Raw genomic sequence first — 26,195 nt, 5'->3', positions numbered from 1 at the left:
GCGATGCGTCAGGTCCAGCTGTCTGCGGTCGAGGAACGGGTCTACCAGGCGGTGTCCGCGCTGGAGGTGCAGGGACACGTCCCCTACCCGGACCTGATCGCCCAGGAGACCGGGATGACCGAGGAGGATCTGCGCGAGCCGCTGCACTCGCTCACCGAGCGAGGGCTGCTGCACCGCGAGGACTCCCCGATGTCCGGTCTGGACTTCGGACCCCGGTGGTGCGCGCGCCAGATGGCGTGATCGGGTCGTTTGCCCCACCGGGTACCGGGTAGCGATCGGAGTCGGTGATCGACGGTCAGTGGGGGGCACGATGAGCGAGGGCCGGTCGTCGACGCCGGTGCAGGACACCGGGTACGACGGCCGGCACCGCTGGCGCGCGCTGAGCGTCGGCCTGATCGCGGCGTTCATGACGCTGCTGGACGTCAGCATCGTCAACGTCGCGGTGCCGTCGATCGACCGGGCGTTGCAGGCCACGCCGAGCGACCTGCAGTGGGTGCTGTCCGGGTACGCGCTGACGTTCGGCCTGGTGCTGGTGCCGGCCGGGCGGTTCGGCGACGCGCGCGGGCGGCGTACCGCGTTCGTGGTCGGGGTGGGCCTGTTCACGCTCACCAGCGCGCTGGCCGGGCTGGCCCGTTCGCCGGAGTGGCTGGTCGTCGCCCGGCTCGTCCAGGGTGCCGCCGCCGGTGTGGTGAACCCCCAGGTCAGCGGCATGATCCAGGAGTTGTTCCGGGGCGCGGACCGGGGCCGGGCGTTCGGGCTGCTGGGCGCGACGATCGGCATCTCCACCGCCGTGGGTCCGCTGCTCGGCGGGCTGCTGATCCAGCTCGGTGGCGCCGAGCACGGCTGGCGGTGGGTGTTCTTCGTGAACATCCCGGTCGGGATCGTGGCGATGGTGCTCGGCTGGCGGCTGATGCCGGCCCGGCCGACCAACCCCGCCGGGCGGGGCCGGCTCGACCCGCTCGGTGTGCTGCTGCTCGGCGCCGGGGTGACGGTGATCCTGCTGCCGCTGGTGCAGCGGGAGCAGTGGCGGGGCCCGGGCAAGTGGCTGCTGATCCCCGCCGGGCTGCTGCTGCTCGCCGGGTTCGCGCTCTGGGAGCACCGGTACGCCCGGCGCGCCCAGCCCCTGTTCGACCTGCGGCTGTTCGCGGTGCGCTCGTACACGCTGGGCGCGCTGATCGGCCTGATCTACTTCGCCGGGTTCACCGCGATCTTCTTCATCTTCACGCTCTACCTTCAGATGGGGCTCGGGTACAGCGCGCTCGTGGCCGGTCTGGCGATCACGCCGTTCGCGCTCGGCTCGGCGCTCGCCTCCGCGCTCGGCGGCCGGGTGGTCATCCGGTACGGCCGTCCGCTCGTCGCGGTCGGGCTGCTGGCCGTGGTGGCCGGGCTGATCGCGACCGACCTGGTGCTGGCCGGCGGGCCGCACGACGACGTGCCGCTGCGGACCGCGCTGCCGTTGCTCGTCGCCGGGCTGGGCAGCGGCCTGGTGATCGCGCCGAACCAGACGCTCACGCTGTCCGAGGTGCCGGTGCCGATGGCCGGCAGCGGCGCCGGGATGCTCCAGACCGGGCAGCGCATCGGGTCGGCGGCCGGCATCGCCGCGGTGGGCGCGCTGTTCTTCTCGACGCTCGCCGACGACCACGGCGACTGGAGTACGGCGTTCCGCCACTCACTGCTGCTCGCCGCCGGGATCATCGTGCTGGCGCTCGGCGCCGCCGTGGCGGACGTCGTGCTCGGTCACCGGCGGTCCGCGGGCCGCTCCTGATCGGCGGCGGGCAGCAGGACGGTGGTGAGCAGCCGCCGGGTGCGGCCGGGCCCGGGGCCGAGCGCCGCGTACTCGGCGAACAGGTCGCGGAACCGGGTGACGAACTCGGCGGTCTCGGCGTCGGTGGCGTGGAACGCGTTCTGCCGGTAGCCGGCGACGTCGCGGGCCAGGTCGGTGCCGCCGCGGTCGAGGTAGCCGTCGAAGTCGGCGAGCAGGCCGGCGACGAAGGTGAGGAACGCCTGGCGGTGTCGCTGCGGGCTCATGGCCCGGGCCTCGTCCGGGTCCACCGACGCGGCGGCCTCGTTGAGCCGGTAGCTGCGCTCGACGGCGCCGCGGGCCCGCCGCTCCCCCACCGTGTGCAGTACGCCGTGGTCGGCGAGCGTGGCGACCTGCCGGTAGAGCGTGGCCGGTGGCACGTCGCTCAGCTCGGTGCGCAGGTCGGTGGTGGTGAGCGTGCGACCGCCCAGGAACGCCTGGACGACGCGCAGCCGGACCGGATGCAGCAGCAGCTCCACGGTGTCGAGTGCCACAGCGGCTCTCCTTTTTGTTATCGCCTCCGGTAATGTTCTCAGCGACGATAGCAGAAGCGAGGAGTTCGCAGATGGCCACCATCGACCTCACCCCCGACTGCATCGACGTCCGGCTCACCACCGCCGAGAAGGTCTGGGCCCTGCGCGGCGACCTGGCGTTCCCCCGCTCCGCCGTCAGCGGCGCCGTCGTCGTACCGGACGGTGCGCGCGCCACCCGCGGCATCCGGGCGCCCGGACTCGGTGTGCCCGGCACGCGCAACGTCGGCACCTGGCGCGGCACGGCCGGCAAGGAGTTCGTCAGTGTCCGCGGCGGCCAGCCGGCCGTCCGCATCACCCTCGCCGGCCAGGCGTACGACTCCCTGCTCATCGGCGCCGACGACGCCGTCGCCCTGGCCGCGGCGGTGCTGCGGTGACCGTCGGCCGCGCGCTCGCCGTCGACACCGGCGGGCAGCGGCTGTCCGGCACGCTCACACTGCCCGACGGCGCCGGTCCACATCCGGCGGCGCTGCTGCTGCCCGGTTCCGGGCCGATCAACCGCGACGGCGACCACCGCCGCCTGCCCCTGGGCATCCAGCGGCACCTGGCCGCCGCGCTGGCCGGCGCCGGGATCGCGGTCGCCCGGTACGACCGGCGGGGCGTCGGCGAGAGCAGCGGCGAGTTCCTGCGTACCGGCTTCCACGACAACGTCGACGACGCGGCCGCCGTGCTCGCGGCGCTGCGCGACGACCCGGCCGTGGACGCCCGGCGGCTGTTCCTGGTCGGGCACAGCGAGGGCGCGCTCACCGCTGTCGCGCTCGCCGCGCGCGGCCTCCCGGTGGCCGGCCTGGTCCTGCTCTCCGCGCCCGGGCGCACCGGCGCCGAGGTGCTGCGCGGGCAGGCCGGGCGGCTGCTGCCCACCCTGCCCGCGCCGGTACGCCTGGTGCTCCGGCTCACCCGCACCGACCTGGTGGCGAAGGTGGCCCGCAACCACGAGAAGATCCTCGCCACCGGCAAGGACGTGGCGTGGATCGGCGGGCAGCGCCTGAACGCCCGATGGTTCCGGGAGTTCCTGCGCTACGACCCCCGGCCGGACCTGGCCCGCATCGACGCCCCCGTCCTCGCGCTCACCGGCGACAAGGACCTCCAGACCGATCCGGCGGACCTGCCCGTCATCGCCGCACACGTGGGCGGGCCGGTGCAGACCGGGGTGCTGCCGGACGTCACCCACGTGCTGCGCCGCCAGCCGGGGCCGCCGTCGCTGCGGGCGTACCGGGACGAGGCGAAGCAGCCGCTGGACCCGTCGGTGGTGGAGCCGGTGCTGTCGTGGCTCGCCGCGCGCAGCGGATGAGGACACGCGAAAGGCCGGCACCCGATCGGGTGCCGGCCTTTCGCGTCGCTCTTACTTGTTCCAGTGCTGGGCGACGATCTCGGCGGCCTGCTGCTCCCACTGCGCGTACGCGTCGGGGTAGGCGCTGACCTGCACGGTCTGCGCGGCCTCGGTCAGCGGCATGTCCTGCCAGCCGTCGACCTGCTTGAGGCCCTTGAGGAACGCCAGCGTCGAGTACTCGGGATCGGTGATCTGCTCCGGCGTACCCCAGCCGCTGGACGGCCGCTGCTGGAACAGGCCCAGCGAGTCGTGGTCGTTGCGGTCACCCAGGTGACCCAGGTTCTCCAGCTTCGACTCCTGCAGCGCGGTGGCGATCGAGATGACCGCGGCGCGCTCGGGCAGGCCCGCCTTCTTGGTGGCCGCGATGATGGCCTTGGCGTTGGCGAGCTGCTCGTCGTTCAGGTCCACGTGCGACTGCGCGCCCTGCGGGCTCACGCCCTGGACCGCGACGGCGGCCGGCTTGGCGGTGTCCGCCGCGTGGGCGGCGACCGGGCCGGCGAACACGCCACCGGTGAAGGCCAGACCGGCGATACCGAGGATGCTCTTGCGCAGGATCGTGTTCATGATGGGCTCCGTTCGGGGGTCGACGCACCCGGGGGTGGATGCGTGGGCACCGTCAGGCGCTCGAAGTTCTCGGGGGATCCGGCAGCGCGAGGGCGTGCCGGGTGCATCTGCAACGACCGGCGGGCCGGGGTCATTCCCCCGGGGGGCCGCTCGGCGGCGTCACTCCGGTCGCGCACCGGGTTACAACGCCGGCCGCCCGCCCCCGATTCCGCCCGCGCAGTGCCGCCCACCACCGCCGAACCGGACATCGCGCCCACCGTCTCCACCACCCCGTCGATCATGGAGTTGCGGCGCCCGGGATGTCCGGTTGCACGAGGTCTGCGAGGTGCCACAACTCCAAGATCGACGAGAACGGCCGGCCCCCCGGGGGGCCGGCCGATTCTACGGGTGTCGGGTCACCAGACCTGCTGGACGATGTCCGCCGCCTGCTCCTCCCACTGCGCGTACGCGTACGGGTAGGCGGACACCTGGACCTTCTGCGCGGCGGTGGTCAGCGGCAGATCCTGCCAGCCGCCGACGTTCTTCAGCGCGTTGAAGAACGCCTTGCTGGAGTACTCCGGGTCGGTGATCTGCTCGGACGTGCCCCAACCGGACGACGGGCGCTGCTGGAACAGGCCCTCCGAGTCGTGGTCGTTGTACGCGCCGAGGTGACCCAGGTTGTACAGCTTCGACTCCTGCAGCGAGGTCGCGACGCCGATCACGGCGCCCCGCTCCCCCACGCCCGTCTCCTTGGCCGCCTCGACGATGGCCTTGGCGTTGTCGAGCTGCGCGTCGTCGAGCGGGATGCGCGACTGCGCGCCCTCGACGCCGTGCGGCACGAGCTTCTCCTTGGCCGGCCGGTCGGCCCTGGTCGGCACCTTGTCCAGGCCGGTGGTCTGGCCGGGCTTCACCGACTCGGTGGAGGTCTTCTTGCCGGTGGCCAGGTCGATGGCGGCCTTGGCGCCGGCGTGCGGCCCGCTGGTGACCGGCGCGGCCACGGCGACGGGACCACCGACGGCCAGGCCGCCCAGTACGGCCACCCCCGCCACGCTCAGCGCGGCACGGCGGTTACGGGAGACGGCGGCGGTCTTCGCGACGGCGGTCTTCGCGATGGCGGGGAGCCATCGAGTGAAGTGCTGCTTCACGATGGTTGCCCTTTCGATCGTTACGACGCGCTCCGGGGTGAGCGCCCCTCGAGGACTACCGCCGGGTAGGTGTTTGGGTTCCGGCGGTACGGGGGACACAACGAGCCCGTAGTGTCGGTCATTCCGGAAATGCCGGTCAGGGCCGAGGCTGCGGTCCAGGTCACCCGCGATTCCGGGCAGCAGGTTTGTGCCTACGGCAGACCGGGACGATCAGGCCGGAACGCCGAACCGGACCAGCACGTGCCAGAGCTGCTTGAGGTGCTGGAGCGTCAGCGCGGCCGGTCCCCGGTCGGCCCAGCGCTGCGGCTCGCGTACCACCGAGGCGGCGGCGCGGCCGACGAGCGCCGCGTGCAGCGGCTCCCCCGGGCCGGCGAACTCGGCGGCCACCCGTGCGGCCAGCGGCGGGATGTCGGGGCCGCGGAACTCGGCGTCCACGCCGTCGACGGGCAGCACGAAGCCGGGGTGGAAGCGCAGCGCGAGGCCGTGCCGCCCGGCGATCCCGGCGAGGTGCCGCCCCACGTCGGTGCCCCGGAAAGACGGGTCGACCACCAGCGCCTCGACGTCGCGGGCCAGGCTGATCTCGCCGTGCACCTGCGCCTCGACGTAGTCGTCGAGCGCCCGTCCCACCCGCCCGGTCTGCCGCTCCCGGCGGCCCAGCAGCGTGCCGGTGTCCATGCCGGCCACGCCCAGGGCGACGCCGGTCCCGGCGGTAGCGGTCAGCAGTGCCGCGAACACCGGCTCGAAGACGTCCACGGTGCCGGCGTCGGTGGGCTGAAGGTGGCTGTCGCCGAAGGTGAACGTGGCCCGGGCCAGCACCTCCGGGCGCAGCCGCAGGTGGCAGGAGCCGAACCGGGGGGACGCGCCGTCGGCGTGGTCGAGCAGGTTCAGGCCGCCGTACTTCGGGCGCTCCGCGGGCAGCACGCCGGGACGCTGGTACGCGCCGCCGAACATCGCCTGCTCCCAGACGTCCCGGTCGCCGCCCGGGTACGCGGTCAGGCCGCCGTTGGAGATGCCGGTCTCGAACTGGCTGCGATAGACGCCCTCCTCGTCCAGCGCCTCGACCACGGTGCGGCCGTCGGGCAGCACCCGGTCGGGATGGAAGTTGAGCGTCAGGCGCCCGTACCCGATGACCGCGGCGACGACCTCCTCATACCGGTACGCGGCGCCGGAGGCGGCGAGGTGGCGGGCGATGACGGCGAGCGCGGCGGGGCGGTCGCGCAGCGCGACGTCGCGGACGTGGCGCAGCGCGGCTGACTGGGCGGCGGTGAGGGTGGCGACCGGCACGGACGCGAGTATCACCGGACCCGACGTCGCGCGGCCACGCGGTTTCCGAGCCGGGACCGGCGCGGGAAAGCGCGACCGGGCCCGGACCGGATCACTCCGGCCGGGCCCGCTCGGGCGTGTCCTCAGTGGCCCCGGGCGATCCACTCGTCCAGGTGCGGCGCCTCGGCCCCGATCGTGGTGTCGTCGCCGTGCCCGGTGTGCACCACCGTCTCCGGCGGCAGCGTGAGCAGCCGGGTACGGATCGACTCCACGATGGTGCCGAAGTCGCTGTACGACCGCCCGGTCGCGCCCGGTCCACCGGCGAACAGGGTGTCGCCGGTGAAGACCGCGCCCAGGTCGGGGGCGTACAGGCTGCACGCGCCGGGGCTGTGGCCGGGCGTGTGCAGCACCCGCAGCGTGGTCCCGCCGACGGTGAACGTCTGCCCGTCGGTGAGCTCGCCGTCCGGTGCCGTGTCCGGGTGCACCATGTCCCACAGCACCCGGTCGGCCGGGTGCAGCAGCACCGGCGCGCCGGCGGCCCGGGCCAGCTCGGGCGCGACCCGGACGTGGTCGTCGTGGGCGTGGGTGGCGATGATCGCCAGCACCCGCCGGTCACCGATCACCTCGCGGATGGCCGCCACGTCGTGCGGCGCGTCGAGGACGACGCACTCGGCGTCGTCGCCGATCACCCAGACGTTGTTGTCCACGTCGAACGTCTGGCCGTCGAGCGAGAACGTGCCGGAGGTGACGGTGTGGTCGACGCGGGCGGTCACGGGAAGACCACCACCGAGCGCAGCACGTCGCCGTGGTGCATCCGGCCGAACGCCTCCTCGACCTGGTCGAGGGCGATCTCCTCGGTGACGAACGCGTCCAGGTCCAGCCGGCCCTGGAGGTACAGCTCGGTCAGCGCCGGGAAGTCGCGGCTGGGCAGGCAGTCGCCGTACCAGCTGGACTTGAGCGAGCCGCCACGGCCGAAGACGTCCAGCAGCGGCAGGTCGACTGTCATCTCCGGGGTCGGCACACCGACCAGCACGACGGTGCCGGCCAGGTCGCGCGCGTAGAACGCCTGCTTCCACGTCTCCGGGCGGCCGACCGCGTCGATCACCACGTCGGCGCCGAAGCCGCCGGTGGCCGCGCGGATGGCCTCCACCGCGTCGTCCTCGGAGGCGTTGACGGTGTGGGTGGCGCCGAACCTGCGCGCCCAGTCGAGCTTGCGGGAGTCGGTGTCCACCGCGATGATCGTGGTCGCGCCGGCCAGGGCCGCGCCGGCCACCGCCGCGTCGCCGACGCCGCCGCAGCCGATCACCGCGACCGAGTCGCCCCGGGTCACGTTGCCGGTGTTCACGGCCGCGCCGAGACCGGCCATCACGCCGCAGCCGAGCAGGCCGACCGCCGCCGGCCGGGCCGACGGGTCGACCTTCGTGCACTGTCCGGCGTGCACGAGCGTCTTCTCGGCGAACGCGCCGATACCCAGCGCCGGGGTCAGCTCGGTGCCGTCGGTGAGCGTCATCTTCTGCGTCGCGTTGTGGGTGGCGAAGCAGTACCACGGGCGGCCGCGCCGGCAGGCCCGGCACTGCCCGCAGACCGCGCGCCAGTTGAGCACCACGAAGTCGCCGGGCGCCACGTCGGTGACCCCGTCGCCCACCTGCTCCACGATGCCGGCGGCCTCGTGGCCGAGCAGGAACGGGTAGTCGTCGTTGATGCCGCCCTCGCGGTAGTGCAGGTCGGTGTGGCAGACGCCGCACGACTGGATGCGGACCACCGCCTCGCCCGGCCCCGGGTCCGGCACCACGATGGTGGTGACCTCCACGGGCGCGCCCTTGCGCCGCGACACGACTCCCCGGACTTCCTGGCTCACGGTGCCTCCCTCGTTGTGTGCGTCTGCACCAGAACCTACCGCTGATCATGACCCGCGAACCAACAAAGCGCGGCGGATTGGGCTGGTCATGACCGGGTACCCGGTGTGCCGGTTCTACCAGGCGGGACGGGAGTGATCATGAGGCTGTCGCATGCGCCGCTGCGGGTCGCCATCGGCGCGTACATCCTGAACTCGGGGCTGGGCAAGCGGACCCTGGAGGGCGAGGCCGCCGCGGGCGTGCACGGCATGGCCGCCGGGGCGATGCCGCAGCTGCGGCAGATCCCGCCGGACCGGTTCGCCATGCTGCTGTCCCGGGGCGAGATCGCGCTCGGCGCGGCGCTGCTCGCCCCGTTCGTGCCGTCGCTGCTGGCCGGCGCCGCGCTCACCGCGTTCGGCGCCGGGCTGGTGCAGCTCTACCTGAAGACGCCGGGCATGCGCGAGGGCACCAGCCTGCGGCCGAGCCAGGCGGGCATCGGCCTGGCCAAGGACGTGTGGCTGGTCGGCGCGGGGCTGACCCTGGTGCTCGACTCGCTGGTCCGGCACCGGCGCTGAGCCGCCCGCGCCGAAGCCGCGCCGGGCCGCCCGCGTACTCAGGCGGGTGCCGCGACCGTCGCGGCGGCCCGCTCGTCGGCGAGCCGGCGGCGGGCGGCGTTGCGGTAACGCAGCACCTGCGCCGCGCCGAGCGCCCAGAGCAGGAACTGCACGGCGAACGCCCAGCGGAACGCGGACAGCGGCGGCGCGTCGTGCCCGGCCGGGGTGGCCAGGTCGAGCACCAGGCCGACGGCCAGGATCAGCACGATCGAGGCGGCGAAACCGCCGACGTTGACGATGCCGGTGGCGCTGCCGATGCGGTGCACCGGGTTGAACGAACGGGCGTAGTCGAACCCGATCATCGAGCCGGGACCGTTCACGGCGAGCACCACCACGAGCGCCACCAGCAGCGCGTGCGGCGCCCGGCCGGGCCAGGCGAGCACCACCGCCCACATACCGGCGGTGGCGGCGGTGATCGCGAAGACCAGCACCGAGCGGTGGAACGGGTAGCGGGCGCACAAATGCGCGAGCACCGGCCCGCACACGAGCGTCACCATCGTCATCACGGTGAGCAGCCCGGCCGCCGCGGTGGGCGAGAAGCCCTGTCCCTGCACCAGGAACGGGTAGCCCCACAGCAGCGCGAACACCGAGCCGGAGAACTGGGTGACGAAGTGCGTCCACAGGCCCAGCCGGGTGCCCGGCTGGGCCCAGGCCTCGACGAGCCGGCGGCGCACGGTGGCCAGGTCGGGGGCGAGCGCGGTGGCGTGCTCGGCGTGCGGGGTGTCGCGTACCGCGACGAGGACCAGCAGCACCACTGTCGCGCCGAGCGCCGCGGCGGTCAGGAACGCCGGCGTCCAGCCCGCGCGGTGCAGCAGCAGCACCAGGGGTACGGCGCCGAGCACCGCGCCGAGCTGGCCGACGGTGCCGGTGAGCTGCACCAGCAGCGGATTGCGCCGGCCGGGGAACCAGAACGCGACGATGCGCAGCACGCTGATGAACGTCATCGCGTCACCGAGGCCGACGAGCACCCGGGCGGCGACCGCGAGCGGCACGTCCCCGGCGACGGCGAACATGAGCTGCCCGGCCACCATCAGCGCGCCACCGGCCAGCAGCAGCCGGCGTGAGCCGTAGCGGTCCAGCAGCACCCCGACCGGAACCTGCATGACGGCGTAGACGGCGAGCTGGGCGACGGAGAACGTGGCGAGCGCGGCGGCGTTGATGTGGAAGCGGTCCGCCGCGTCGACCCCTGTGACGCCGAGCGAGCTGCGGTGGAACACGGCGGTCAGGTACGCGGTCAGCGCCACCGCGTACACCAGGGCGGCGGGCCGGCGAGACGCGCTCACCGCAGCGTTCCGAGCATCCGCGCGGCGGTGTCGATGTGCGCGGCGACCGCGTCGTGCCACGCCTGCGGGTCGTCGCCGTCGAGCGCGGCGAGCTGGCCGGCGTGCTCGGTGAGGGCGACCTCGGCCCAGCCGGGCGAGAGCCGGAAGCTCGCCTCGCCCATGCGCAGCTGCCGGTCGCGCAGCCGGTGGTACAGCTCGGCGAGGATCTCGTTGCCGGCCGCCTCGACCACGGCGGCGTGGAACGAGCGGTCGGCGGCCATCAGCGCGGTGAGGTCACCGGCGGCGTGCGCGCGGCGCATCTCGTCCAGCCACCGGGCCAGGTCGGCGCGCAGCTCGGCGCGGCGCGGCCAGACCCGGTCGGCGGCGTGCAGCTCGACCAGGCGGCGGGCCTCGATGACGTCGGCGATCTCCCGGGCCGACACCGGCCGGATCAGCGCGCCGCGCTTCGGGTAGAGCCTGACCAGCCCTTCGGTCTCCAGCCGCAGCAGCGCCTCCCGGACGGGGGTCCGGGACACGCCCGTCGCCTCGGCGATCTCGCCCTCACTGACGAGCTGGCCGCCCGGGTAGACCTGTTCCAGGATGGCCTGCTTGAGGTGCCGGTACGCCCGCTCGGCGGCGGACGGCGCGATCCGGCTGGGATGCGTCATGTATCTAAGCTTGCTCCCCGGGCCGCCCTGACGGTCCGGCGCGGGCCGGGACAGTGGCGAAGGCCACGGTCAGGCCCACGGCTCCCGCAGCAGCGCCTCCACCTCGGCGGTCCGCTCGATCCGCGGCAGGAGGAGCGTGGGCAGGTCGAGCGTCACGCCCGGCGTCCGGGTTCCGTCGCGGCCTCCTCGCCGGTCCGCGCGGCCGGAACCGGCACGCCGGCCCCGGCGGGCCGGGCCGGGCGCCGGCGCATGCCCAGGGCCAGCACCCGGCCGTAACCGGCGGGGGCGGCGCGGGCGAGCAGGTCGGGCAGTTTCGCCGACCAGCCGATCAGCACCCGGCCGCGGCGGCGCTGCGCGCCGCGCAGGATCACCTCGGCGGCGGTCGCCGGGTCGATGGTGAGCAGCTTCTCGAACTGCTTGCGCCCGGCCTCGTACTCGTCCCGGGCCACGCCGCTGCCCACGCGGGCGCTGGCGGCGATCCGGGTGCGGATGCCGCCCGGGTGCACCGAGGTGACGCCGACGCCGTCGTCGACGAGTTCGTGCCGCAGCGCCTCGGTGAAGCCGCGTACGGCGAACTTGCTCGCCGAGTACGCGGCCTGCCCGGCGGGCGCGATCAGGCCGAACAGGCTGGACACGTTGACCAGGTGGGCGCCGGGCTCGGCCTTGAGCGCGGGCAGCAGCGCGTGGGTCAGGCGGACCACCGCCCGGAAGTTGATCTCGATGACCCAGAGGAACTCCTCCAGGGTGACCTGGTCGAACCGCCCGCCCAGGGCCACCCCGGCGTTGTTGATCAGCAGCCGGATCCGGGGGTGCGCGCGGTGGATCTCGGCGGCGACCCGGTCGGTGGCGTCGGCGTCGGCCAGGTCGACCAGGTGGGTCTCCACCTGCCGGTCCGGGTGCGCGGCCCGGATCGCGGCGACGGTGGCGGCCAGGCCGTCGGCGTCCCGGTCGAGCAGCACCAGGTCGGCGCCGCGCCGGGCCAGCCCGTGGGCCAGCGCCGCGCCGATGCCGCTCGCCGCGCCGGTGAGCACCGCCGTGCCGCCGGGGAAGACGAGGTCACGCATCGGTTCCTCCGGCGCTGGTCGTGGCGGCCGGTGCGGTGGCGGGCGCGCCGGCGCGGGTGAAACGTACGCCGTCGGTGAGCGGGCCGTGCCGCATCAGGCGTACGTCGCGGGGATAGTTCTGGTGCAGCCGCCACGGCGCCTGCGGACCCTGCTTGGGCAGCTGGTCGACGGCGCGCAGCACGTAGCCGGACTGCAGGTCGATGATCGGCACCAGGTCGTCGGTGTCCGGGGCGAGCGGGGTGACGATCTGCCGGCCGGTGTCGTCGAGGTGGCGCAGCAGCCGGCACACGTACGTGGCGACGAGGTCGGCCTTGAGCGTCCAGGAGGCGTTGGTGTAGCCGATGGTCATGGCGAAGTTCGGCACGCCGGAGAGCATCATGCCCTTGTAGGCCACTGTCGAGGCGAGGTCGACCTCGGCGCCGTCGACGTTCAGGGTCATGCCGCCGAGCGCGAGCAGGTTGAGGCCGGTGGCGGTGACCACCACGTCGGCGGGCAGTTCCTCGCCGGAGGCGAGCCGGATGCCGTGCTCGGTGAACGTGTCGATGGTGTCGGTGACCACCGACGCGCGGCCGGCGCTCAGCGCGGCGAACAGGTCCCCGTCCGGCACCACGCAGAGCCGCTGGTCCCACGGGTTGTAGCGGGGCGAGAAGTGCCGGTCGACGTCGTACCCGGACGGGAGCCGGCCCTTCGCGGCCCGGCGCAGGAACCGCCTCACCACGCCGGGGGCGCGGCGGCTGAGCTGGAAGTTGGCCACACCGAGCGTGACGTTCTTCCACCGGGCCACCGCGTACGCGGTCTTCGGGGGCAGCCAGCGCCGCGCGGCGTCGGCGAACGGGTCGCGCGAGGGCAGCGCGATGACGTACGTGGGTGAGCGCTGGAGCATGGTGACGTGGGCGGCCCGCTCGGCCATGGCCGGGACCAGGGTGACCGCTGTGGCGCCGCTGCCGATCACCACGACCCGTTTACCGGTGTAGTCCAGGTCGCCGGGCCAGTGCTGCGGGTGCACGAGCGTGCCGGCGTACCGCTCGACGCCGGGGAACCTCGGCGTGTAGCCCTCGTCGTAGCGGTAGTAGCCGGAGTTGGTGAACAGGAACCCGCAGGTGAGGGTGACGTCCTCGCCGGTGTCGTCGCGGTGGGCGTGCACGGTCCAGCGTGCGGTGGCGCTGTCCCACTCGGCGCGTACCGCCCGGTGGTGGAAGCGGATGTGCCGCTCCACGTCGTACTCCCGGGCGGTCTGGCGCACGTACGCCCGGATGGAGTCACCGTCGGCGATCGCCTTCGGGTCGGTCCACGGCTTGAACGAGTAGCCGAGGGTGTACATGTCGGAGTCGGAGCGGATGCCCGGGTAGCGGAACAGGTCCCAGGTGCCGCCGATGGCGCCCCGGGCCTCCAGCACCGCGTAGGTCTTGCCGGGGCATTCGCGTCCGAGGTGGACGGCGGCGCCGATGCCGGACAGGCCGGCCCCGACGATGAGGACGTCGACGTGGTCTGCGGCCATCGCTTCTCCCGTTCGCACCGGCGGTGACCGGACACTATCCATGGCCGTCGACCGCAGTCAACACCGTGTCGAGTCGAATCGACATGGTGTCGAGCGGGTGTAGCATCAGCCGACATGACGACCGCCCGTACACCGACCGGCGCCGCGCCGACGCGCGGACGGCGGGCCGGCCGGTCCACCGGCGACGAGCGGGAGACCGCGATCCTGGCCACGGCCGAGCGGTTGCTGGCCCAGCGCCCCTTCGCCGACATCTCCATCGACGACCTGGCGCGCGGCGCGGGGATCTCCCGGCCCACGTTCTACTTCTACTTCCCGTCCAAGAACGCGGTGCTGCTCACGCTGCTCGACCGCGTGACCGAGGAGGCGGACGCCGCCGCCGGGGGCGTGTTCGAGCGGCTCGCCGAGGATCCGCGCGCCCACTGGCGGGAGCTGATCGCCCGGTTCCACGCCACGTTCGGCGGGCACCGCGACGTGGTGCTGGCCTGCGCCCAGGTGCGCGGCACCAACGCCGAGGTGCGGCGGCTCTGGGCCGAGGTGCTGGAACGCTGGGTCCGCGCGGTGCAGGCCGCGATCGAGACCGAACGCGCCCGCGGCGCGGCCCCGGACGGGCTGCCCGCCCGGGACCTCGCCATCGCGCTGAACTCGATGAACGAGCGCGTCTGGTACGCCACGTTCGCCGGGGACGGCCCGGCGGTGGCCGAGCGGGACGTGGTCGACGTGCTGCTCGACGTGTGGCTGACCGCGATCTACCGGACCACCGCGCCGCCGGTCACCCCGTCCGCCGGAACTCCATGACCCAGTTGGTCTCCCAGGTGCGCTCGCCGTCGGTGGAGAACGCCTGCTCCCACCGGCAGGAGTCCGCGGTGATCCCCGACCAGAGGAACCGGCAGCGCACCGGCCGCCCCTCGTCGGTGTCGTCGGCGTAGAACTCACCGACGCCATCGGTGAACCGGGCGGCAGCTCCAGCACGCCCCGCGCGCTGTGCATCCAGTAGATCGACCACAGCCCGGTCGCCGGGTTCAGGACGCGCACCGAGGAGCCGGAGAAACCCCGGCTCGGGCAGCGCATCTCGTCGAAGCTGCCCGCGCCGTCGAAGAAGGAGCGGGCCTCGCTGACGCCGGCGAACTCGTCCCAGTCGTCGCCGCCGACGTGGCGCTGCCGCAGGCGCCGGTTCGTCACGTCCCAGGTGCCGACGAGGAAGTCGAAGTCGCCCATCAGCGACCCACCGGCCCCTCGGCCCGGGCGTCGGCCAGGTAGCCGGCCAGGTCCGGCTCGTCCGGCGCGAGCACGTGCCGGATCCAGGCGGCGCGCTCGTGTTCCAGCACGCCCAGCTCCCAGACGCACCCGACGCCGGGGCGGGTCAGGCCGACGAAGTGCGCCGGGTCGTCGTCCGGGCAGTCCAGCGCGGGCTGCCCGGCGATCGCGATGCGGCACTCGACCACGTTGTCGAAGAACCAGCTGTACGCCAGCAGGTACGCCCCGGTGTCCGCGCCCCGGTGCAGCACCACCCAGCTCGCCGGCGGGGTCGCGCCGTCGGAGCCGGGCAGCAGCGCCGGCAGGTACGCGTACGCGGCGTCGACCACCCGCGGTTCGAGCCGGCGGTCCGGCTGGTCGATGTGGTAGCGCTTGACGTGCCGGCCGCCGACCTCGACGGTCCCCGGCACGGTCAGCTCCTTGTCGTGAAAAGCCATGCGGGCACGCTAGGACCGCTCCCCTGACAGCTACTGTCAGTGGAATGCGGGCCAGTCGACTCCTGTCCATCCTGCTGCTCCTCCAGGCGCACGGCCGGCTCACCGCCGCCGACCTGGCCGCCCGCCTCCAGGTGTCGGCGCGCACCGTCTACCGGGACGTGGAGGCGTTGCACGCCGCCGGCATCCCGCTGTACGGCGAGGCCGGACACGACGGCGGCTACCGGCTCGTGGAGGGCTGGCGGACCCGGCTGACCGGGCTGACCGCCGAGGAGGCCGACCGGCTGCTCTTCGCCGGGCTCCCCGGACCGGCGACCGAGCTGGGCTACCAGTCGGTCGTCGCCGCCGTGCAACTCAAGCTGCGGGCCGCGCTGCCCGCGCCGCTGGCCGACCGGGCGGCCCGGCTGGAGCAGCGGTTCCACCTGGACACCCCGGGCTGGTACTCCGACGGCGACCCGTCGCCGCACCTGGCCGAGGCCGCCGAGGCGGTGTGGCGGCAGCACCGGGTCCGGGTGCGCTACCGGGGCTGGCGGGGCGAGACGACCCGGGTGCTCGAACCGTACGGGCTGGTGCTCAAGGGCGGGCGCTGGTATCTGGTCGCCGCCCGGCCGGACCGCGCCGACCCGGCCACCTACCGGGTCAACCAGATCCTCGGCCTGACCACGCTGGACGAGCCGTTCGATCGGCCGGAGTTCGACCTGCCGGCCTGGTGGCGCGCGCACGTGGTGGAGTTCCGGGCCGGCCTGCACCGCGACGAGGCGCGCATCCGGCTGTCGCCGCGCGGGTTCGCCCGGCTGCGCGAGGTCGGCAGCGACGTGGTGGTGGCCGCCGCCGAGGCGAGCGCCGGCCCGCCCGACAGCGCCGGCTGGGTGCACGCGGTCATCCCGATCGAGTCGCTCACCCACGCCCACGGCGACCTGCTCCGGCTCGGCGCCGAGGTGGAGGTCCTCTCCCCCGCCCCGCTGCGCGCCCGCCTGTCCGAAACCGCCACCGCCCTGGCCGCCCTCTACCACCCCCCACCCCCGTCCTCCCCGCACTCCCCACCCCTCCCCGGTTGATCAAGGAGTTTGTGTCCTTCTTGGAGATCCACTCGGACACGAACTCCTTGATCACCGGGGCGGGGATCGGTGTGACCCGGCCACCATCGAGAGGGCTCGGTCGATCTCGGAGGGTGGGGTGGCCGCGTAGCCGAGGACCAGGCCGGGTGGCTGCGGGCGCTGGCCGTGCCAGGACAGCGGGTGGACCTTGACGCCGCGGCGCAGCGCCGCCGCCGCCAGCGCCCGGTCGTCGACGTCGCCGGGCAGCGTGACCATCAGGTGCAGCCCGGCCGCGGCGCCGTGCACCACCGCCCCCGGCAGGTACGCACCGACCGCCCGGATCATCGCGTCGCGTCGGCGTACGTGCCGGTGGCGCAGCAGCCGCAGGTGCCGTTCCAGCGCGCCGGACTCCATCAGCTCGGCGAGCACGAGCTGCGGTAACGCCGCGTTGCCGAGGTCGGCCGCCCGCTTCGCGGCCACCACGTCGGCGTGCAGCGCGGGCGGCACCAGCATCCACCCGATCCGCAGCGCGGGCGCGAGCAGTTTGGAGATGCTGCCGACGTAGCAGACCCGATCCGGCGCCATGGCACGCAGCGCCGGCACCGGCGGACGGTCGTAGCGGTGCTCGGCGTCGTAGTCGTCCTCCACCACCAGGCCGCCGTCGCGTGCCCACCGCAGCAGCCGCCGGCGCCGGTCGCCGTCGAGCACCACCCCGGTCGGGAACTGGTGCGCCGGGGTGAGCAACACGGCCGGAGCGCCGGAACGCTCCAGCTCGTCGACGCACAGTCCCCGGTCGTCCACCGGGACCGGCGGTGTCGCCAGCCCGGAGTAGACCAGGTGCTGCCGTACGCCGAGGGAACCGGGATCCTCCACCGCGACCGTGTGCGTACCCCGGTCGTGCAGCACCCGCGCGAGCAGGCCGAGCGCCTGGGACACCCCGGCCACGATCACCACCTCGGCCGGGTCCGCGCGGACGCCCCGGTTGCGGGCCAGCCAGTTCGCGACCGCCAGTCGCAGCGCGGGCGTGCCGGCCGGGTCGCCGTAGCCGAGCGCGGCGGGCGTCATCCGGTGCAGCACGGCCCGCTCGGCCCGCAGCCAGGCCGTGCGGGGAAAGGCCGCCAGATCGGGTACGCCGGGAGTCAGGTCCACCTGCGCGGGTACGGCGCGCAGCTCGTCGAACGCGTCGACGCCGGGCCGGGTGGCGAACACCTCCGGTGCTCTCCTCGGCTCGGGTGGCCGGGTGACCACGGCGGCCGGCGTGGCGACCACGACCGTCCCGGCCCGGCCGCGTCCGGCCACCTGCCCGTCCTCGGCCAGCCGCTGGTACGCCTCGGTCACCACGCCACGGGAGACGCCCAGCTCGGCGGCGAGCACCCGGCTCGCCGGCAGGCGGGTGCCCACCGGCGCCCGGCCGTCGGCGATAGCGGACCGCAGCCGGGCGGCCAGCCAGTCCGCGCGGCCACCGGGCGGCGCCTGGCCGACGTCGAGCTGAAGGAAATCCGCACCGGCCGTTTTGGACTCCTCTGGAACGACGGCTTTGGCCCTGTCCATCGGACCATTATGGTCACAGGCTGGACCGCATGACAGTCGCCTTCCTGCTGACCTCACTCGTTGTCGCGATCACTCCGGGCACCGGGGTGATGCACACGCTCGCCACGACGGTGACCGCCGGACGCCGGGCCGGCCTGGCCGCTGCCGCCGGGGGCACGCTCAGCCTCGTCCCGCACGTGATCGCCGCGGTGACCGGCCTGGCCGCCCTGCTGCGCGCCGGCACCCCGGCGTTCCGCGTGGTGACCTGGCTGGGTGTGGCGTACCTGCTCTGGATGGCCTGGTCGGCGCTGCGCGACCGGGGCACGTTCGCCCTCGACCGTGACCGGCCCCCGCGTACGGCGGCGGCCGTGTTCCGGGACGGGGTGCTGCTGAACCTGCTGAACCCGAAGGTGACTGTGTTCTTCGTGGCGTTCCTGCCCCAGTTCGTACCGCCGGACGCGCCCGCCGCCACGGTGCGCATGCTCGCCTGCGGCCTGGTGTTCATGGCCGTCACGCTGCTGGTGTTCGCCGGGTACGCGCTCCTGGCCGGGGCGTTGCGCCGCCGGGTGCTGTCCCGGCCCCGGCTGACCGGGCTGCTGCGGCACGCCTTCGCCGGCAGCTTCCTCGTCCTGGGCCTCGGCCTCGCGTTCACCGCCTGACCGCCCTCACCGCTCAGAAGGAGTCCTCCCGTGCGTTTCCGTCACTCCCCCGAGATCTGGTCGGCCTTTCCCGAACTGACCTGCGGCGTCCTGCACGCCACCGGGGTCACGCCCGACGCCGACGTGACGCCACGGCTGGCCGGGTATCTCGGCGCCGCCCGGTACCGGCTCGCCGCCGGGCCGGAGGGTGGCTTCCCGGAGATCCGGGCGTGGCGTCGCGCGTTCACCCGGATGGGCTGCCCGCCGACCCGCTACCGCTGCGCGGCCGAGTCGCTGCTGCGCCGGTTGCGGCGGGACGGGGAGCTGCCCCGGCTGCATCCGCTCGTGGATCTCGGCAACGCGCTCTCCATCCGGTACGCGGTGCCGGTGGCAGTGCTCGACCTGGCCCGGATCGACGGCGACCTGACCGTGCGCCCGGCCGGCGGCACGGAGTCCTACCTGGGCCTCGGCGGGGAGAACGAGCACCCCGCGCCCGGCGAGGTGATCTTCGCCGACCAGGGCGGACAGGCGCACGCCCGGCGCTGGTGCCACCGGCAGAGCGGCGCGTCGGCGGTACGGGCCGGCACCACCGAGGTGCTGGTGGTGGTCGAGGCGATGCACGAGGGGGCGGCGCCGACCGTACGCCGGATGCTGGACGAGCTGGCGGCGGCGCTGGCCGAACAGTGGCGCGTGCCGGCGCGGACAGCGCTGCTCACCGCGGAGGCGCCGGAGTTCGCCGTGCCGGTCCGGACGGGCTGACCACGGGCGTGCCGCCTCGCGATCCGGTGACGTCGCCGGTGCGCGGGTCGCGGCCTGCGCCGGTTTCGGCGTCAGGCGTCGGGGTCGGTCCGGTCGCGCGCCATCAGCTCGTCGAACTCGGCCGGGGTGATCTCGCCCGTCCGCAGCCGGCGGGCGTTGGCGGCGAACCGGGCGATCGCCGCGCCGCGTGCGTCCGGCTCGGTGAGCAGGCCGGCGTCGGCGGTCAACGCGCTCGCGGCGCCCGCCACGTCATGCGGATCGGCCAGGTCGACCGGCTCGCCGTGCAGCTCCCGCAGGGCGTCGGCGAGTCGCGCGTCGGCGGCGTGGCCGGTGCCCCACCAGCGCCGGGCCAGGTCGGCGGTGCGGCCGAGCGAATCCTCCCCCACCCGTTCGGCGCGTATCTCGGCACGCATCATGCGCAGGAAGCGGATTGTCACGGCATCGGAGTCATCGGCGATCACGCCCGTACCCTAGCGAGCGGGTACGACGAAACCGCCGGGCGAGCCGGGGTCGTCCGGCCGGTTGAGGTCGCCGCCCGCGGGTAGTGCGCGGACATGCCCGAACGTTACGAGAACTACGACCGCGTCGCAATCGTCACCGGCGCGGACTCCGGCATCGGCAAGGCGTGCGCGGTGGCGCTCGCCGAGTCCGGTTACGACATCGGCATCACTTGGTACGGCGACGCGGCGGGTGCCAAACGCACCGCCACCGAGGTGCGCGCCACCGGCCGCCGCTGCGAGACCGCCGAGCTGGACCTGACCCGGCTCCCCGAAGCGGCGGCGGTGGTCGACGAACTGGCCGACCGGCTCGGCGGCCTGGGCGTGCTCGTCAACAACGCCGGCACCGGCCTGTCCGAACCCTTCGTGGACGTGAGCTGGGAGAAGTGGCGGGAGGTGCTGGCGGTGGACCTGGACGGGCCGTTCCTGTGCTCGCAGCGGGCCGCCCGGCGGATGCGCGCGGCCGGGCGGGGCGGCCGGATCATCAGCATCACCAGCGTGCACGAGCACGCGCCCCGGGTCGGCTCGTCGGCGTACTGCGCGGCCAAGGGCGGCCTCGGCCTGCTCACGAAGGTGATGGCGCAGGAACTGGCGGCCGACGGGATCACCGTCAACGCGGTGGCCCCGGGTGAGATCGCCACCCCGATGACCGGGCAGGAGGACGTCGACCCGTTCACCCAGGACCGTCCCGGTGTGCCGGTGGGGCGTCCCGGTGACGCCCGCGAGGTGGCGGCAGTGGTGGCGATGCTCGCCTCACCGGCTGCGGCGTACGTGACGGGGGCGTCGTGGGCGGTGGACGGGGGGATGCTGCTGATGGGGCCGCAAGCGTCTGCGCTGCCTTCTGATTCGTGGCGTTCCGTCTAGGCGGTCAGCCGCCCGGCGCGGGGGCAGCGGGCGGCCCGGCCCGTCACTACGGTGCGGAGGATGCACAGTTCCCATCCGCTGGTGGCCGGCGTCGTCCACGAGGCGCCCGGCTCGACCGTACGACTGCGCCCGGTGTCCGAGGACGATCTGGCGATGCTACGCCGTTTCGCTGTCGAACCCGGGCTGATCGGGCTCGACTGGGCCGGCTTCCGGGACGCCGCCGCGCCGGCCCGCCGCTTCGCCGAGGACGGCTACCTCGGCGAGCAGGTGGGCGGCCTGATCGTCCAGGTCGATCCCCCCGACGTCGCGGCCGGATTCCTCAGCTATCGCCAGGGCCAGTACGGCGGGCGGGCACCGTACTGGGAGATCGGCATCGTGCTGCTGCCCGAGTGGCGCGGCCGGGGTCTCGGGTGGCGGGCCCAGGCGCTGCTCTGCGACTACGTGTTCAGCCACACCCCGGCGCAGCGCATCCAGGCCGGCACCCATGCCGAGAACGGTGCCGAGCAGCGATCGTTGGAGAAGGCCGGCTTCCAACTGGAGGGGGTGTTGCGGGCCTGTGAGTTCCGGGCCGGCGCCTGGCGGGACGGGTGGCTCTACAGCCGGCTGCGCGACGACCCGTCACCGCTGTGACCGCTCGGCGTCCCCTGGTCAAGGTGCGGGCTCGGCTCCGATGACCGCATCGAGTGGTGTTCGCTTTTCCGGGTAGTGGCAGGCGGTGAGCTGCCCGCCGCCGTCCCGCGTGGTCAGCGCCGGTTCCTCGGTGGCGCAGTGGTCGGTGGCTTTCCAGCAGCGGGTACGGAAGCGGCAGCCCGACGGCGGGTTGAGCGGGGTGGGCACGTCGCCGGCGAGACGGATGCGTCCGGCGGGGCCGAGGGCGGTGACGTCGGGGATCGCGGAGAGCAGGGCCCTCGTGTAGGGGTGCTGGGGGCGGGTGTAGATGGTGTCGCGGTCGCCGATCTCGACGATCTTGCCGAGGTACATGACGGCGACGCGGTGGCAGAAGTGCCGCACGACGGCGAGGTCGTGGGCGATGAACACGAACGCCAGGTCGAGGTCGCGTTGCAGGTCGCGTAGCAGGTTGATGACCTGCGCCTGGATCGACACGTCCAGCGCCGAGACGGGCTCGTCGGCGACGATGAGTTTGGGTTTCAGCGCCAGGGCGCGGGCGATGCCGATGCGCTGACGCTGCCCGCCTGAGAACTCGTGCGGATACCTGTTGTAGTGCTCCGGATTCAGGCCGACCAGCTCCAGCAGCTCCTGCACCCGGCGTTTGATGCCGCCGGGCGGGGTGATGCGGTTGACCTGCAACGGCATCGCCACGATCCGCCCGACCGTGTGGCGCGGGTTCAACGAGGCGTACGGGTCCTGGAAGATGATCTGCAGGTCCTGCCGCAACGCGCGCAGCTCACGACGCCCACCGTGGGTGATGTCCCGCCCCGCGAAGGTGATCGACCCGGAAGTGGGCTCCAGCAGACGCACCAGCATCCGACCCGTCGTGGTCTTCCCACACCCCGACTCCCCCACCAGCCCGAGCGTCTCGCCGGGCCGCACGTCGAAGTCCAGCCCGTCGACCGCCCGCACCGCACCCCGGGCACGCAGCCCCTGCCGCACGGGGAAGTGCTTCGTCAGCCCCCGCACCGACAGCAACGGCTCGCTGTCCGACGCCGCCAGGACGGCCGCACCCCGCCGGCCGTCGACAGCGCCCGTCGTGTCCTGGTCAGCACTCATCGGGCCACCCCCACCTGCGCGACCTCGTCGCGGTAGATCCGCTCCCGGTCCGCCGCCGGCAGATGGCAGGCAACCAGGTGACCCGCCGCCCCGGCCGGAACCAGCTCGGGCACCTCGGTGCGGGACCGGTCGCCGTTCACGTCGGCCCACCGGCACCGCGGATGAAACGCGCACCCCGACGGAAGGTTGATCAACGACGGCGGGTTGCCGGGAATCGGCACCAGGTCCGCGTCCGCGTCACCGTGCAACGACGGCACACTCGACAACAACCCCCACGTGTACGGATGCCGCGGCGCCCGCAACACCCGCTCCACACTCCCGTGCTCCACCGCCCGGCCCGCATACATCACCAGCACGTCATCAGCCACCTGCGACACCACACCCAGATCGTGGGTGATCAACACGATCGCCGACCGGAACTCGGCCTGCAGATCGGCCAGAAGGTCCAGGATCTGCGCCTGCACCGTCACATCCAACGCCGTCGTCGGCTCATCCGCGATCAACAGATCCGGATCGTTCACCAACGCCATCGCGATCATCGCCCGCTGCCGCATCCCACCCGAGAACTCGTGCGGATATTGGTCGAACCGCTTCGCCGGCTGCGGGATACCGACCCGGCCCAGCATGTCCACCGCCCGCGACCGCGCCTCCCGCTTCCCCGCCCTCGGATGATGCACCCGATACGCCTCAGCGATCTGCCTGCCCACCGAGTAGTACGGATGCAACGCCGACAACGGATCCTGAAACACCATCGCCATGTCCCGGCCCCGCAGCCGCCGCACCCCCTCCTCACCCAACCCGACAAGCTGACGCCCACCCACCCAGATCTCCCCCGAGATCGCCGTCCGCTTCGCGTTGTGCAAGCCGAGGATCGCCAACGACGTCACGCTCTTACCGGAACCGGACTCCCCCACGATCCCCAACGTGCGACCCCGCTCCACCGTGAACGACACCCCGTCCACGGCCCGCACCACACCGTCCTCGGTGTCGAACCGCACCCGCAGATCCCTGACCCGCAGGTACGGGCCATCGCCGCGACGCGGCGCCGGAAGCTCCACCATGTCCGATCCCTCCCCTCAGCTCAGCCGGACCCGTGGGTCGATCACCGCGTACAGCACGTCGACGACGATGTTGGCGACCACGATGAACACCGCTGCCAGCAGCACCGTCGCCATCACCACCGGCAGGTTGAGGAACTGCACCGCCTCCACTGTCGCCTTGCCGAGACCCTGGAGGCCGAAGATGGTCTCGGTGATGAACGTGCCGCCGAGGCTGGTGCCGATGTCCAGCCCGGCGATCGTGACGATCGGCGTGATCGCCGCTCGCAGCGCGTGCCGGGTGTGCACCTTCCGGGCGGGCAGCCCCTTCGCCCGGGCGGTACGGACGAAGTCCTCCGACAGCGTCTCCAGCATCTGCGCCCGGGACAGCCGGGCGTACAGCGCCGAGTTGAGGAAACCCAGCGTCATCCAGGGCAGCAGCAGCCCGGCCGCCCAGCGCAGCGGGCTCTCGGTCAGCGGGGTGTAGCTGGGGAACGGCAGCAGCCCCGTGGAGTAGACGAGCAGGTAGAGCAGGATCAGCCCGAAGAAGTACACCTGCATCGACGCCCCGGCCAGCGTGACGCCGATGGCGGCGCGGTCGAACGCCGTACCCCGGCGTAACGCCGACACCATGCCGAGCGAGACGCCGAGGCCGAGCCAGAGCACGGCGCCGCCGAGAACGATGCTGAACGTCACCGGGGCGCGCTGGGCGACGATCTCGGTGACCGGCTGGTTGTTGCGGAACGAGTAGCCCAGGCACGGCGCCGGGCAGTCCTGCCGGAAGTCACCCTCGCCGTAGGTGCGGCCGGCGAAGACGCCGCGCACGAAGTCGGCGTACTGCCGGGGCAGCGGCTGGTCGATGCCGAGCCGGCGCTCGACCTGGGCGATGTCCTCGGCCGTGCAGTTCTTGCCGCACATCACCTTCGCCGGGCTGCTCGGCACCGCGAAGAAGAGACCGAACGTGACCAGGCTGATGACGACCAGGGTCAGGGCGGCGACGAGCAGCCGCCGTACGACGAAACGGAGCACGGGAGCACCTCCCCCGAGGTCGGCGCGGGGACGGCCGCCGTGGCCGCCGCCCCCGTGCGGCTGTCACTTCTTCACGTAGATGCCGTTGAGCGAGATGATCCCGAACGCGTCGCTGAGGAAGGCGTTGCCGACCTTCGAGCCGTGCAGCTCGTAGGTGGCGTCGTAGTAGCAGGGCACGACCGGGGCGTACTTGTCCATGATCAGGCGGTCGAGCGCCATCCAGCCGGCGTCCTGCTCCGCGGCCGGCAGGTCGCGGACCCGGTCGATCTCCGCGCTGACGGACGGTTCGTTGAGGTACGACAGGTTCTGGTTGCCCTCGGCCACGATCTCCCGTCCGTCGTAGACCGGCGGGATGACGGTCGAACCGGTGGGCCAGTCCGAGCCCCAGCCGGTGAGGTAGAGGTCGTACGGGTTGTCCTTGCGGCCCACCTCGTCGTAGTAGCTGCTGTTGTCGATCGGCTTCATCACGATGTCGAAGCCCATGTCGGTGAGGTTCTTGCGCAGCGCCTCGGCCTGCTGGGTACGCAGTTCCAGGTTGGAGTGGGCGAGCACCAGCTTCGGCCGCTTGGCGGCGAGCAGCTCGGCGGTCTTGGCCTTGTCGCCGGTGACCGGGGCGTTGAACAGGTCGTACTTGACGAAACCGGCGGTGGTGGGCGACATGAGCGTGGTGGCCGGTGAGCCGGCGGCCTGTCCGCCGAGCACCTTGAGCAGGGCGTCCTTGTCGACCGCGTAGTTCAGCGCCCGCCGTACGCTCAGGTCGGTGACCCGCTGGGTGTTGATGCTCAGCACCCAGTTGTACTGCGTCGGGCCGCGAACCACCCGGTCGGAGACGCCTGCGCCGGTGGTGCGGGGCAGCACCGACGGCGGCACGTCCGACCAGCTCAGCGCCGCCTGGTCGGCCGGCCCGTCGGCGACCAGGCGCTCGGCGATCTGGGCCTGCTCCAGGCCGAACGTCATCCGGATCGCATCCGGGTACGCGTTGCGGATCGGGTCGGTCGCCGGATCCCAGTTCGGGTTGCGTTCCAGCTCCAGCGACACGTCGCGCTGGTAGGACTTCACCCGGTACGGCCCGGACGAGAACGGCCGCAGGTCGTAGTTGGCGCGGGTGTCCTTCGCGGCGGGCACGGGAGCACTGGTGGGCAGCGCCGCCGCGTACGGCAGGTCGCAGTGCGGCTGCGGGAAGGTGAACCGGATGGTCCGGTCGTCGGGCGTGGCGACGCCGTCGGGCACCGGCTTGCCACCGTCGTACGGTCCCTTGTAGGTGGCGTTGTACGCCCCACCCGGGTAGAGCCACTGCTGGATGTAGTGCGGGCCCTCGTTGAGGTTGGCCGCGAACGACCGGGCGATGCCGTGGGCGACGTCCTTGCTGGACACGGGCGTGCCGTCCTCGTACTTCACGCCGTCGCGCAGGGTGAACTCCCAGACCTTGCAGTCGCCGTTGACGTCCTTGCCGGGGTCGGTGGCCAGGTCGCCGACGAGCAGCAGCTTGCCGCTGCCGTCCTCCTTGTAGCCGTTGAGCGCGCGGTAGAGCAGCCCGCCGGCGACCTGCTGCACGTTGACGTAGTTGCGGGCCGGGTCGAGGTGCTCGAAGTCGGCCGGCTGCATGACGGTGAGGGTGCCGCCGCGGGTCGCCCCGTCGACGTCCTTCGCCGGGCCCTGGTTGTCGGCGGCCTCGTACGAGATCGAGCCGCTCTGGGTCTTGGTCTTCTGGTCGTCGTCGCCACCGCCGTCGGTGGTGGGGCTGCAACCGGCGGCGGCCAGCGCCGCCGCGGCGAGGACACCTGTCAGTGTCCGGGTTCGTGCGCGCACGGTGTGCTCCTTCCTGCCCGGCGGCC

General features: G+C 73.3%; 29 protein-coding genes. 11 read left to right on the top strand and 18 right to left on the bottom strand.

The features are described from left to right. Window positions 1–3 precede the first annotated feature (3 nt). Together ABIH81_RS23320 and ABIH81_RS23315 are read left to right on the top strand one after the other, a co-directional pair. Window positions 4–240 (top strand): hypothetical protein, encoded by a 237-nt coding sequence (locus ABIH81_RS23320; RefSeq protein ID WP_349877024.1) that lies wholly within the window; start codon window positions 4–6, stop codon window positions 238–240. Window positions 241–310: 70 nt separating this feature from the next. Next, window positions 311–1,765 carry an MFS transporter gene (locus tag ABIH81_RS23315; RefSeq protein ID WP_349877023.1) on the top strand — a complete coding sequence of 485 codons (1,455 nt, stop codon included), beginning with the start codon at window positions 311–313 and terminating at the stop codon, window positions 1,763–1,765. Here ABIH81_RS23315 and ABIH81_RS23310 read toward each other — a convergent pair. Beyond that, window positions 1,738–2,295 carry a helix-turn-helix domain-containing protein gene (locus tag ABIH81_RS23310; RefSeq protein ID WP_349877022.1) on the bottom strand — a complete coding sequence of 186 codons (558 nt, stop codon included), beginning with the start codon at window positions 2,293–2,295 and terminating at the stop codon, window positions 1,738–1,740. The genes ABIH81_RS23315 and ABIH81_RS23310 overlap by 28 nt on opposite strands. Before the next feature lie 71 nt (window positions 2,296–2,366). Between ABIH81_RS23310 and ABIH81_RS23305 the strand changes: the two genes are divergently transcribed. Then, window positions 2,367–2,708: a hypothetical protein gene (locus ABIH81_RS23305; RefSeq protein ID WP_349877021.1), complete on the top strand. Its 342-nt coding sequence runs from the start codon at window positions 2,367–2,369 to the stop codon at window positions 2,706–2,708. Beyond that, the gene (locus ABIH81_RS23300) at window positions 2,705–3,622 is read left to right on the top strand and encodes an alpha/beta fold hydrolase (protein WP_349877020.1); all 918 of its coding nucleotides are present in this window, start codon (window positions 2,705–2,707) and stop codon (window positions 3,620–3,622) included. Before ABIH81_RS23305 ends, ABIH81_RS23300 begins: the two co-directional genes overlap by 4 nt. Before the next feature lie 51 nt (window positions 3,623–3,673). On the opposite strand, the gene ABIH81_RS23295 is transcribed toward ABIH81_RS23300, so the two are convergent. The 5 genes from ABIH81_RS23295 to ABIH81_RS23275 form a co-directional block, all read right to left on the bottom strand. Continuing rightward, on the bottom strand, window positions 3,674–4,225 hold the full coding sequence (locus tag ABIH81_RS23295; protein WP_349877019.1) for a hypothetical protein: 552 nt from the start codon (window positions 4,223–4,225) through the stop codon (window positions 3,674–3,676). A gap of 395 nt (window positions 4,226–4,620) precedes the next feature. Further along, window positions 4,621–5,349 (bottom strand): hypothetical protein, encoded by a 729-nt coding sequence (locus tag ABIH81_RS23290; protein WP_349877018.1) that lies wholly within the window; start codon window positions 5,347–5,349, stop codon window positions 4,621–4,623. 210 nt (window positions 5,350–5,559) lie between these two features. Beyond that, complete coding sequence (locus tag ABIH81_RS23285; protein WP_349877017.1) at window positions 5,560–6,648, bottom strand: DUF3626 domain-containing protein; 1,089 nt, start codon at window positions 6,646–6,648, stop codon at window positions 5,560–5,562. 107 nt (window positions 6,649–6,755) lie between these two features. After that, on the bottom strand, window positions 6,756–7,385 hold the full coding sequence (locus ABIH81_RS23280) for an MBL fold metallo-hydrolase (protein ID WP_349877016.1): 630 nt from the start codon (window positions 7,383–7,385) through the stop codon (window positions 6,756–6,758). Further along, entirely contained in the window at window positions 7,382–8,470 is a 1,089-nt protein-coding gene (locus tag ABIH81_RS23275) for an S-(hydroxymethyl)mycothiol dehydrogenase (RefSeq protein ID WP_349877015.1), read from the bottom strand. The genes ABIH81_RS23280 and ABIH81_RS23275 overlap by 4 nt, the downstream gene beginning before the upstream one ends. A gap of 138 nt (window positions 8,471–8,608) precedes the next feature. On the opposite strand from ABIH81_RS23275, the gene ABIH81_RS23270 reads away from it, so the two are divergent. Next, a complete protein-coding gene (locus ABIH81_RS23270) occupies window positions 8,609–9,022 on the top strand; it encodes a hypothetical protein (protein ID WP_349877014.1) in 414 nt (137 codons plus the stop codon). Window positions 9,023–9,060: 38 nt separating this feature from the next. Here ABIH81_RS23270 and ABIH81_RS23265 read toward each other — a convergent pair whose 3' ends face one another. From ABIH81_RS23265 to ABIH81_RS23250, 4 genes are all read right to left on the bottom strand, one after another. Beyond that, entirely contained in the window at window positions 9,061–10,344 is a 1,284-nt protein-coding gene (locus tag ABIH81_RS23265) for an MFS transporter (protein WP_349877013.1), read from the bottom strand. Then, window positions 10,341–10,991, bottom strand: coding sequence for a GntR family transcriptional regulator (locus ABIH81_RS23260; RefSeq protein ID WP_349877012.1), 651 nt, complete (start codon window positions 10,989–10,991; stop codon window positions 10,341–10,343). Before ABIH81_RS23260 ends, ABIH81_RS23265 begins: the two co-directional genes overlap by 4 nt. 152 nt (window positions 10,992–11,143) lie before the next feature. After that, entirely contained in the window at window positions 11,144–12,055 is a 912-nt protein-coding gene (locus ABIH81_RS23255; protein WP_349877011.1) for an SDR family NAD(P)-dependent oxidoreductase, read from the bottom strand. Next, window positions 12,048–13,553: an NAD(P)/FAD-dependent oxidoreductase gene (locus ABIH81_RS23250; RefSeq protein ID WP_349877010.1), complete on the bottom strand. Its 1,506-nt coding sequence runs from the start codon at window positions 13,551–13,553 to the stop codon at window positions 12,048–12,050. The genes ABIH81_RS23255 and ABIH81_RS23250 overlap by 8 nt, the downstream gene beginning before the upstream one ends. Before the next feature lie 114 nt (window positions 13,554–13,667). Here ABIH81_RS23250 and ABIH81_RS23245 point away from each other — a divergent pair, with 114 nt between their 5' ends. Beyond that, on the top strand, window positions 13,668–14,348 hold the full coding sequence (locus tag ABIH81_RS23245) for a TetR/AcrR family transcriptional regulator (protein ID WP_349877009.1): 681 nt from the start codon (window positions 13,668–13,670) through the stop codon (window positions 14,346–14,348). Here ABIH81_RS23245 and ABIH81_RS23240 read toward each other — a convergent pair. Then, window positions 14,323–14,556 carry a hypothetical protein gene (locus tag ABIH81_RS23240; protein ID WP_349877008.1) on the bottom strand — a complete coding sequence of 78 codons (234 nt, stop codon included), beginning with the start codon at window positions 14,554–14,556 and terminating at the stop codon, window positions 14,323–14,325. The two genes, ABIH81_RS23245 and ABIH81_RS23240, sit on opposite strands and share 26 nt — an antisense overlap. Before the next feature lie 211 nt (window positions 14,557–14,767). After that, a complete protein-coding gene (locus tag ABIH81_RS23235) occupies window positions 14,768–15,244 on the bottom strand; it encodes a hypothetical protein (RefSeq protein ID WP_349877007.1) in 477 nt (158 codons plus the stop codon). Between the two features lie 44 nt (window positions 15,245–15,288). Here ABIH81_RS23235 and ABIH81_RS23230 point away from each other — a divergent pair, with 44 nt between their 5' ends. Next, the gene (locus ABIH81_RS23230) at window positions 15,289–16,299 is read left to right on the top strand and encodes a transcriptional regulator (RefSeq protein WP_349877006.1); all 1,011 of its coding nucleotides are present in this window, start codon (window positions 15,289–15,291) and stop codon (window positions 16,297–16,299) included. 51 nt (window positions 16,300–16,350) lie between these two features. Here the strand turns inward: ABIH81_RS23230 and ABIH81_RS23225 are convergent, their stop codons facing one another. Further along, window positions 16,351–17,829, bottom strand: coding sequence for a PLP-dependent aminotransferase family protein (locus ABIH81_RS23225; RefSeq protein ID WP_349877005.1), 1,479 nt, complete (start codon window positions 17,827–17,829; stop codon window positions 16,351–16,353). 29 nt (window positions 17,830–17,858) lie between these two features. Between ABIH81_RS23225 and ABIH81_RS23220 the strand changes: the two genes are divergently transcribed. Together ABIH81_RS23220 and ABIH81_RS23215 are read left to right on the top strand one after the other, a co-directional pair. Further along, a complete protein-coding gene (locus tag ABIH81_RS23220; RefSeq protein WP_349877004.1) occupies window positions 17,859–18,467 on the top strand; it encodes a LysE family translocator in 609 nt (202 codons plus the stop codon). A gap of 30 nt (window positions 18,468–18,497) precedes the next feature. Further along, window positions 18,498–19,205 (top strand): phenylalanine--tRNA ligase beta subunit-related protein, encoded by a 708-nt coding sequence (locus tag ABIH81_RS23215; protein ID WP_349877003.1) that lies wholly within the window; start codon window positions 18,498–18,500, stop codon window positions 19,203–19,205. Window positions 19,206–19,276: 71 nt separating this feature from the next. Here ABIH81_RS23215 and ABIH81_RS23210 read toward each other — a convergent pair whose 3' ends face one another. Then, complete coding sequence (locus tag ABIH81_RS23210; RefSeq protein ID WP_349877002.1) at window positions 19,277–19,666, bottom strand: hypothetical protein; 390 nt, start codon at window positions 19,664–19,666, stop codon at window positions 19,277–19,279. A gap of 93 nt (window positions 19,667–19,759) precedes the next feature. On the opposite strand from ABIH81_RS23210, the gene ABIH81_RS23205 reads away from it, so the two are divergent. Both ABIH81_RS23205 and ABIH81_RS23200 read left to right on the top strand, forming a co-directional pair. Further along, window positions 19,760–20,566 (top strand): SDR family oxidoreductase, encoded by an 807-nt coding sequence (locus ABIH81_RS23205; RefSeq protein ID WP_349877001.1) that lies wholly within the window; start codon window positions 19,760–19,762, stop codon window positions 20,564–20,566. A gap of 60 nt (window positions 20,567–20,626) precedes the next feature. Next, complete coding sequence (locus tag ABIH81_RS23200; protein ID WP_349877000.1) at window positions 20,627–21,196, top strand: GNAT family protein; 570 nt, start codon at window positions 20,627–20,629, stop codon at window positions 21,194–21,196. Between the two features lie 18 nt (window positions 21,197–21,214). Here the strand turns inward: ABIH81_RS23200 and ABIH81_RS23195 are convergent, their stop codons facing one another. From ABIH81_RS23195 to ABIH81_RS23180, 4 genes are all read right to left on the bottom strand, one after another. After that, window positions 21,215–22,294, bottom strand: a complete 1,080-nt coding sequence (locus ABIH81_RS23195) for a dipeptide ABC transporter ATP-binding protein (protein WP_349876999.1) — start codon at window positions 22,292–22,294, stop codon at window positions 21,215–21,217. Beyond that, the gene (locus ABIH81_RS23190) at window positions 22,291–23,355 is read right to left on the bottom strand and encodes an ABC transporter ATP-binding protein (protein WP_349876998.1); all 1,065 of its coding nucleotides are present in this window, start codon (window positions 23,353–23,355) and stop codon (window positions 22,291–22,293) included. The genes ABIH81_RS23195 and ABIH81_RS23190 overlap by 4 nt, the downstream gene beginning before the upstream one ends. A 15-nt stretch (window positions 23,356–23,370) precedes the next feature. Next, window positions 23,371–24,360 (bottom strand): ABC transporter permease, encoded by a 990-nt coding sequence (locus tag ABIH81_RS23185; RefSeq protein ID WP_349876997.1) that lies wholly within the window; start codon window positions 24,358–24,360, stop codon window positions 23,371–23,373. A gap of 63 nt (window positions 24,361–24,423) precedes the next feature. Then, entirely contained in the window at window positions 24,424–26,169 is a 1,746-nt protein-coding gene (locus ABIH81_RS23180) for an ABC transporter substrate-binding protein (RefSeq protein ID WP_349876996.1), read from the bottom strand. Between the last annotated feature and the right edge of the window lie 26 nt (window positions 26,170–26,195).

The organism is Micromonospora sp. HUAS YX12, from assembly GCF_040215685.1.
Classification (GTDB): domain Bacteria; phylum Actinomycetota; class Actinomycetes; order Mycobacteriales; family Micromonosporaceae; genus Micromonospora; species Micromonospora tulbaghiae.
Note: the sequence above shows the minus strand (reverse complement) of the source record. Positions and strands in the feature narration are given on the sequence as shown.

Excerpts from the sequence above, each read along its gene's own strand:
- ABIH81_RS23305 (WP_349877021.1), top strand. The coding sequence starts at position 2,367 with ATGGCCACCATCGACCTCACCCCCGACTGCATCGACGTCCGGCTCACC.
- ABIH81_RS23235 (WP_349877007.1), bottom strand. The coding sequence starts at position 15,244 with ATGGCTTTTCACGACAAGGAGCTGACCGTGCCGGGGACCGTCGAGGTC.
- ABIH81_RS23320 (WP_349877024.1), top strand. The coding sequence starts at position 4 with ATGCGTCAGGTCCAGCTGTCTGCGGTCGAGGAACGGGTCTACCAGGCG.
- ABIH81_RS23195 (WP_349876999.1), bottom strand. The coding sequence starts at position 22,294 with ATGAGTGCTGACCAGGACACGACGGGCGCTGTCGACGGCCGGCGGGGT.
- ABIH81_RS23255 (WP_349877011.1), bottom strand. The coding sequence starts at position 12,055 with ATGCGTGACCTCGTCTTCCCCGGCGGCACGGCGGTGCTCACCGGCGCG.
- ABIH81_RS23205 (WP_349877001.1), top strand. The coding sequence starts at position 19,760 with ATGCCCGAACGTTACGAGAACTACGACCGCGTCGCAATCGTCACCGGC.
- ABIH81_RS23220 (WP_349877004.1), top strand. The coding sequence starts at position 17,859 with ATGACAGTCGCCTTCCTGCTGACCTCACTCGTTGTCGCGATCACTCCG.
- ABIH81_RS23270 (WP_349877014.1), top strand. The coding sequence starts at position 8,609 with ATGAGGCTGTCGCATGCGCCGCTGCGGGTCGCCATCGGCGCGTACATC.
- ABIH81_RS23190 (WP_349876998.1), bottom strand. The coding sequence starts at position 23,355 with ATGGTGGAGCTTCCGGCGCCGCGTCGCGGCGATGGCCCGTACCTGCGG.
- ABIH81_RS23245 (WP_349877009.1), top strand. The coding sequence starts at position 13,668 with ATGACGACCGCCCGTACACCGACCGGCGCCGCGCCGACGCGCGGACGG.
- ABIH81_RS23260 (WP_349877012.1), bottom strand. The coding sequence starts at position 10,991 with ATGACGCATCCCAGCCGGATCGCGCCGTCCGCCGCCGAGCGGGCGTAC.
- ABIH81_RS23315 (WP_349877023.1), top strand. The coding sequence starts at position 311 with ATGAGCGAGGGCCGGTCGTCGACGCCGGTGCAGGACACCGGGTACGAC.
- ABIH81_RS23225 (WP_349877005.1), bottom strand. The coding sequence starts at position 17,829 with ATGGACAGGGCCAAAGCCGTCGTTCCAGAGGAGTCCAAAACGGCCGGT.
- ABIH81_RS23295 (WP_349877019.1), bottom strand. The coding sequence starts at position 4,225 with ATGAACACGATCCTGCGCAAGAGCATCCTCGGTATCGCCGGTCTGGCC.
- ABIH81_RS23230 (WP_349877006.1), top strand. The coding sequence starts at position 15,289 with ATGCGGGCCAGTCGACTCCTGTCCATCCTGCTGCTCCTCCAGGCGCAC.
- ABIH81_RS23200 (WP_349877000.1), top strand. The coding sequence starts at position 20,627 with ATGCACAGTTCCCATCCGCTGGTGGCCGGCGTCGTCCACGAGGCGCCC.
- ABIH81_RS23250 (WP_349877010.1), bottom strand. The coding sequence starts at position 13,553 with ATGGCCGCAGACCACGTCGACGTCCTCATCGTCGGGGCCGGCCTGTCC.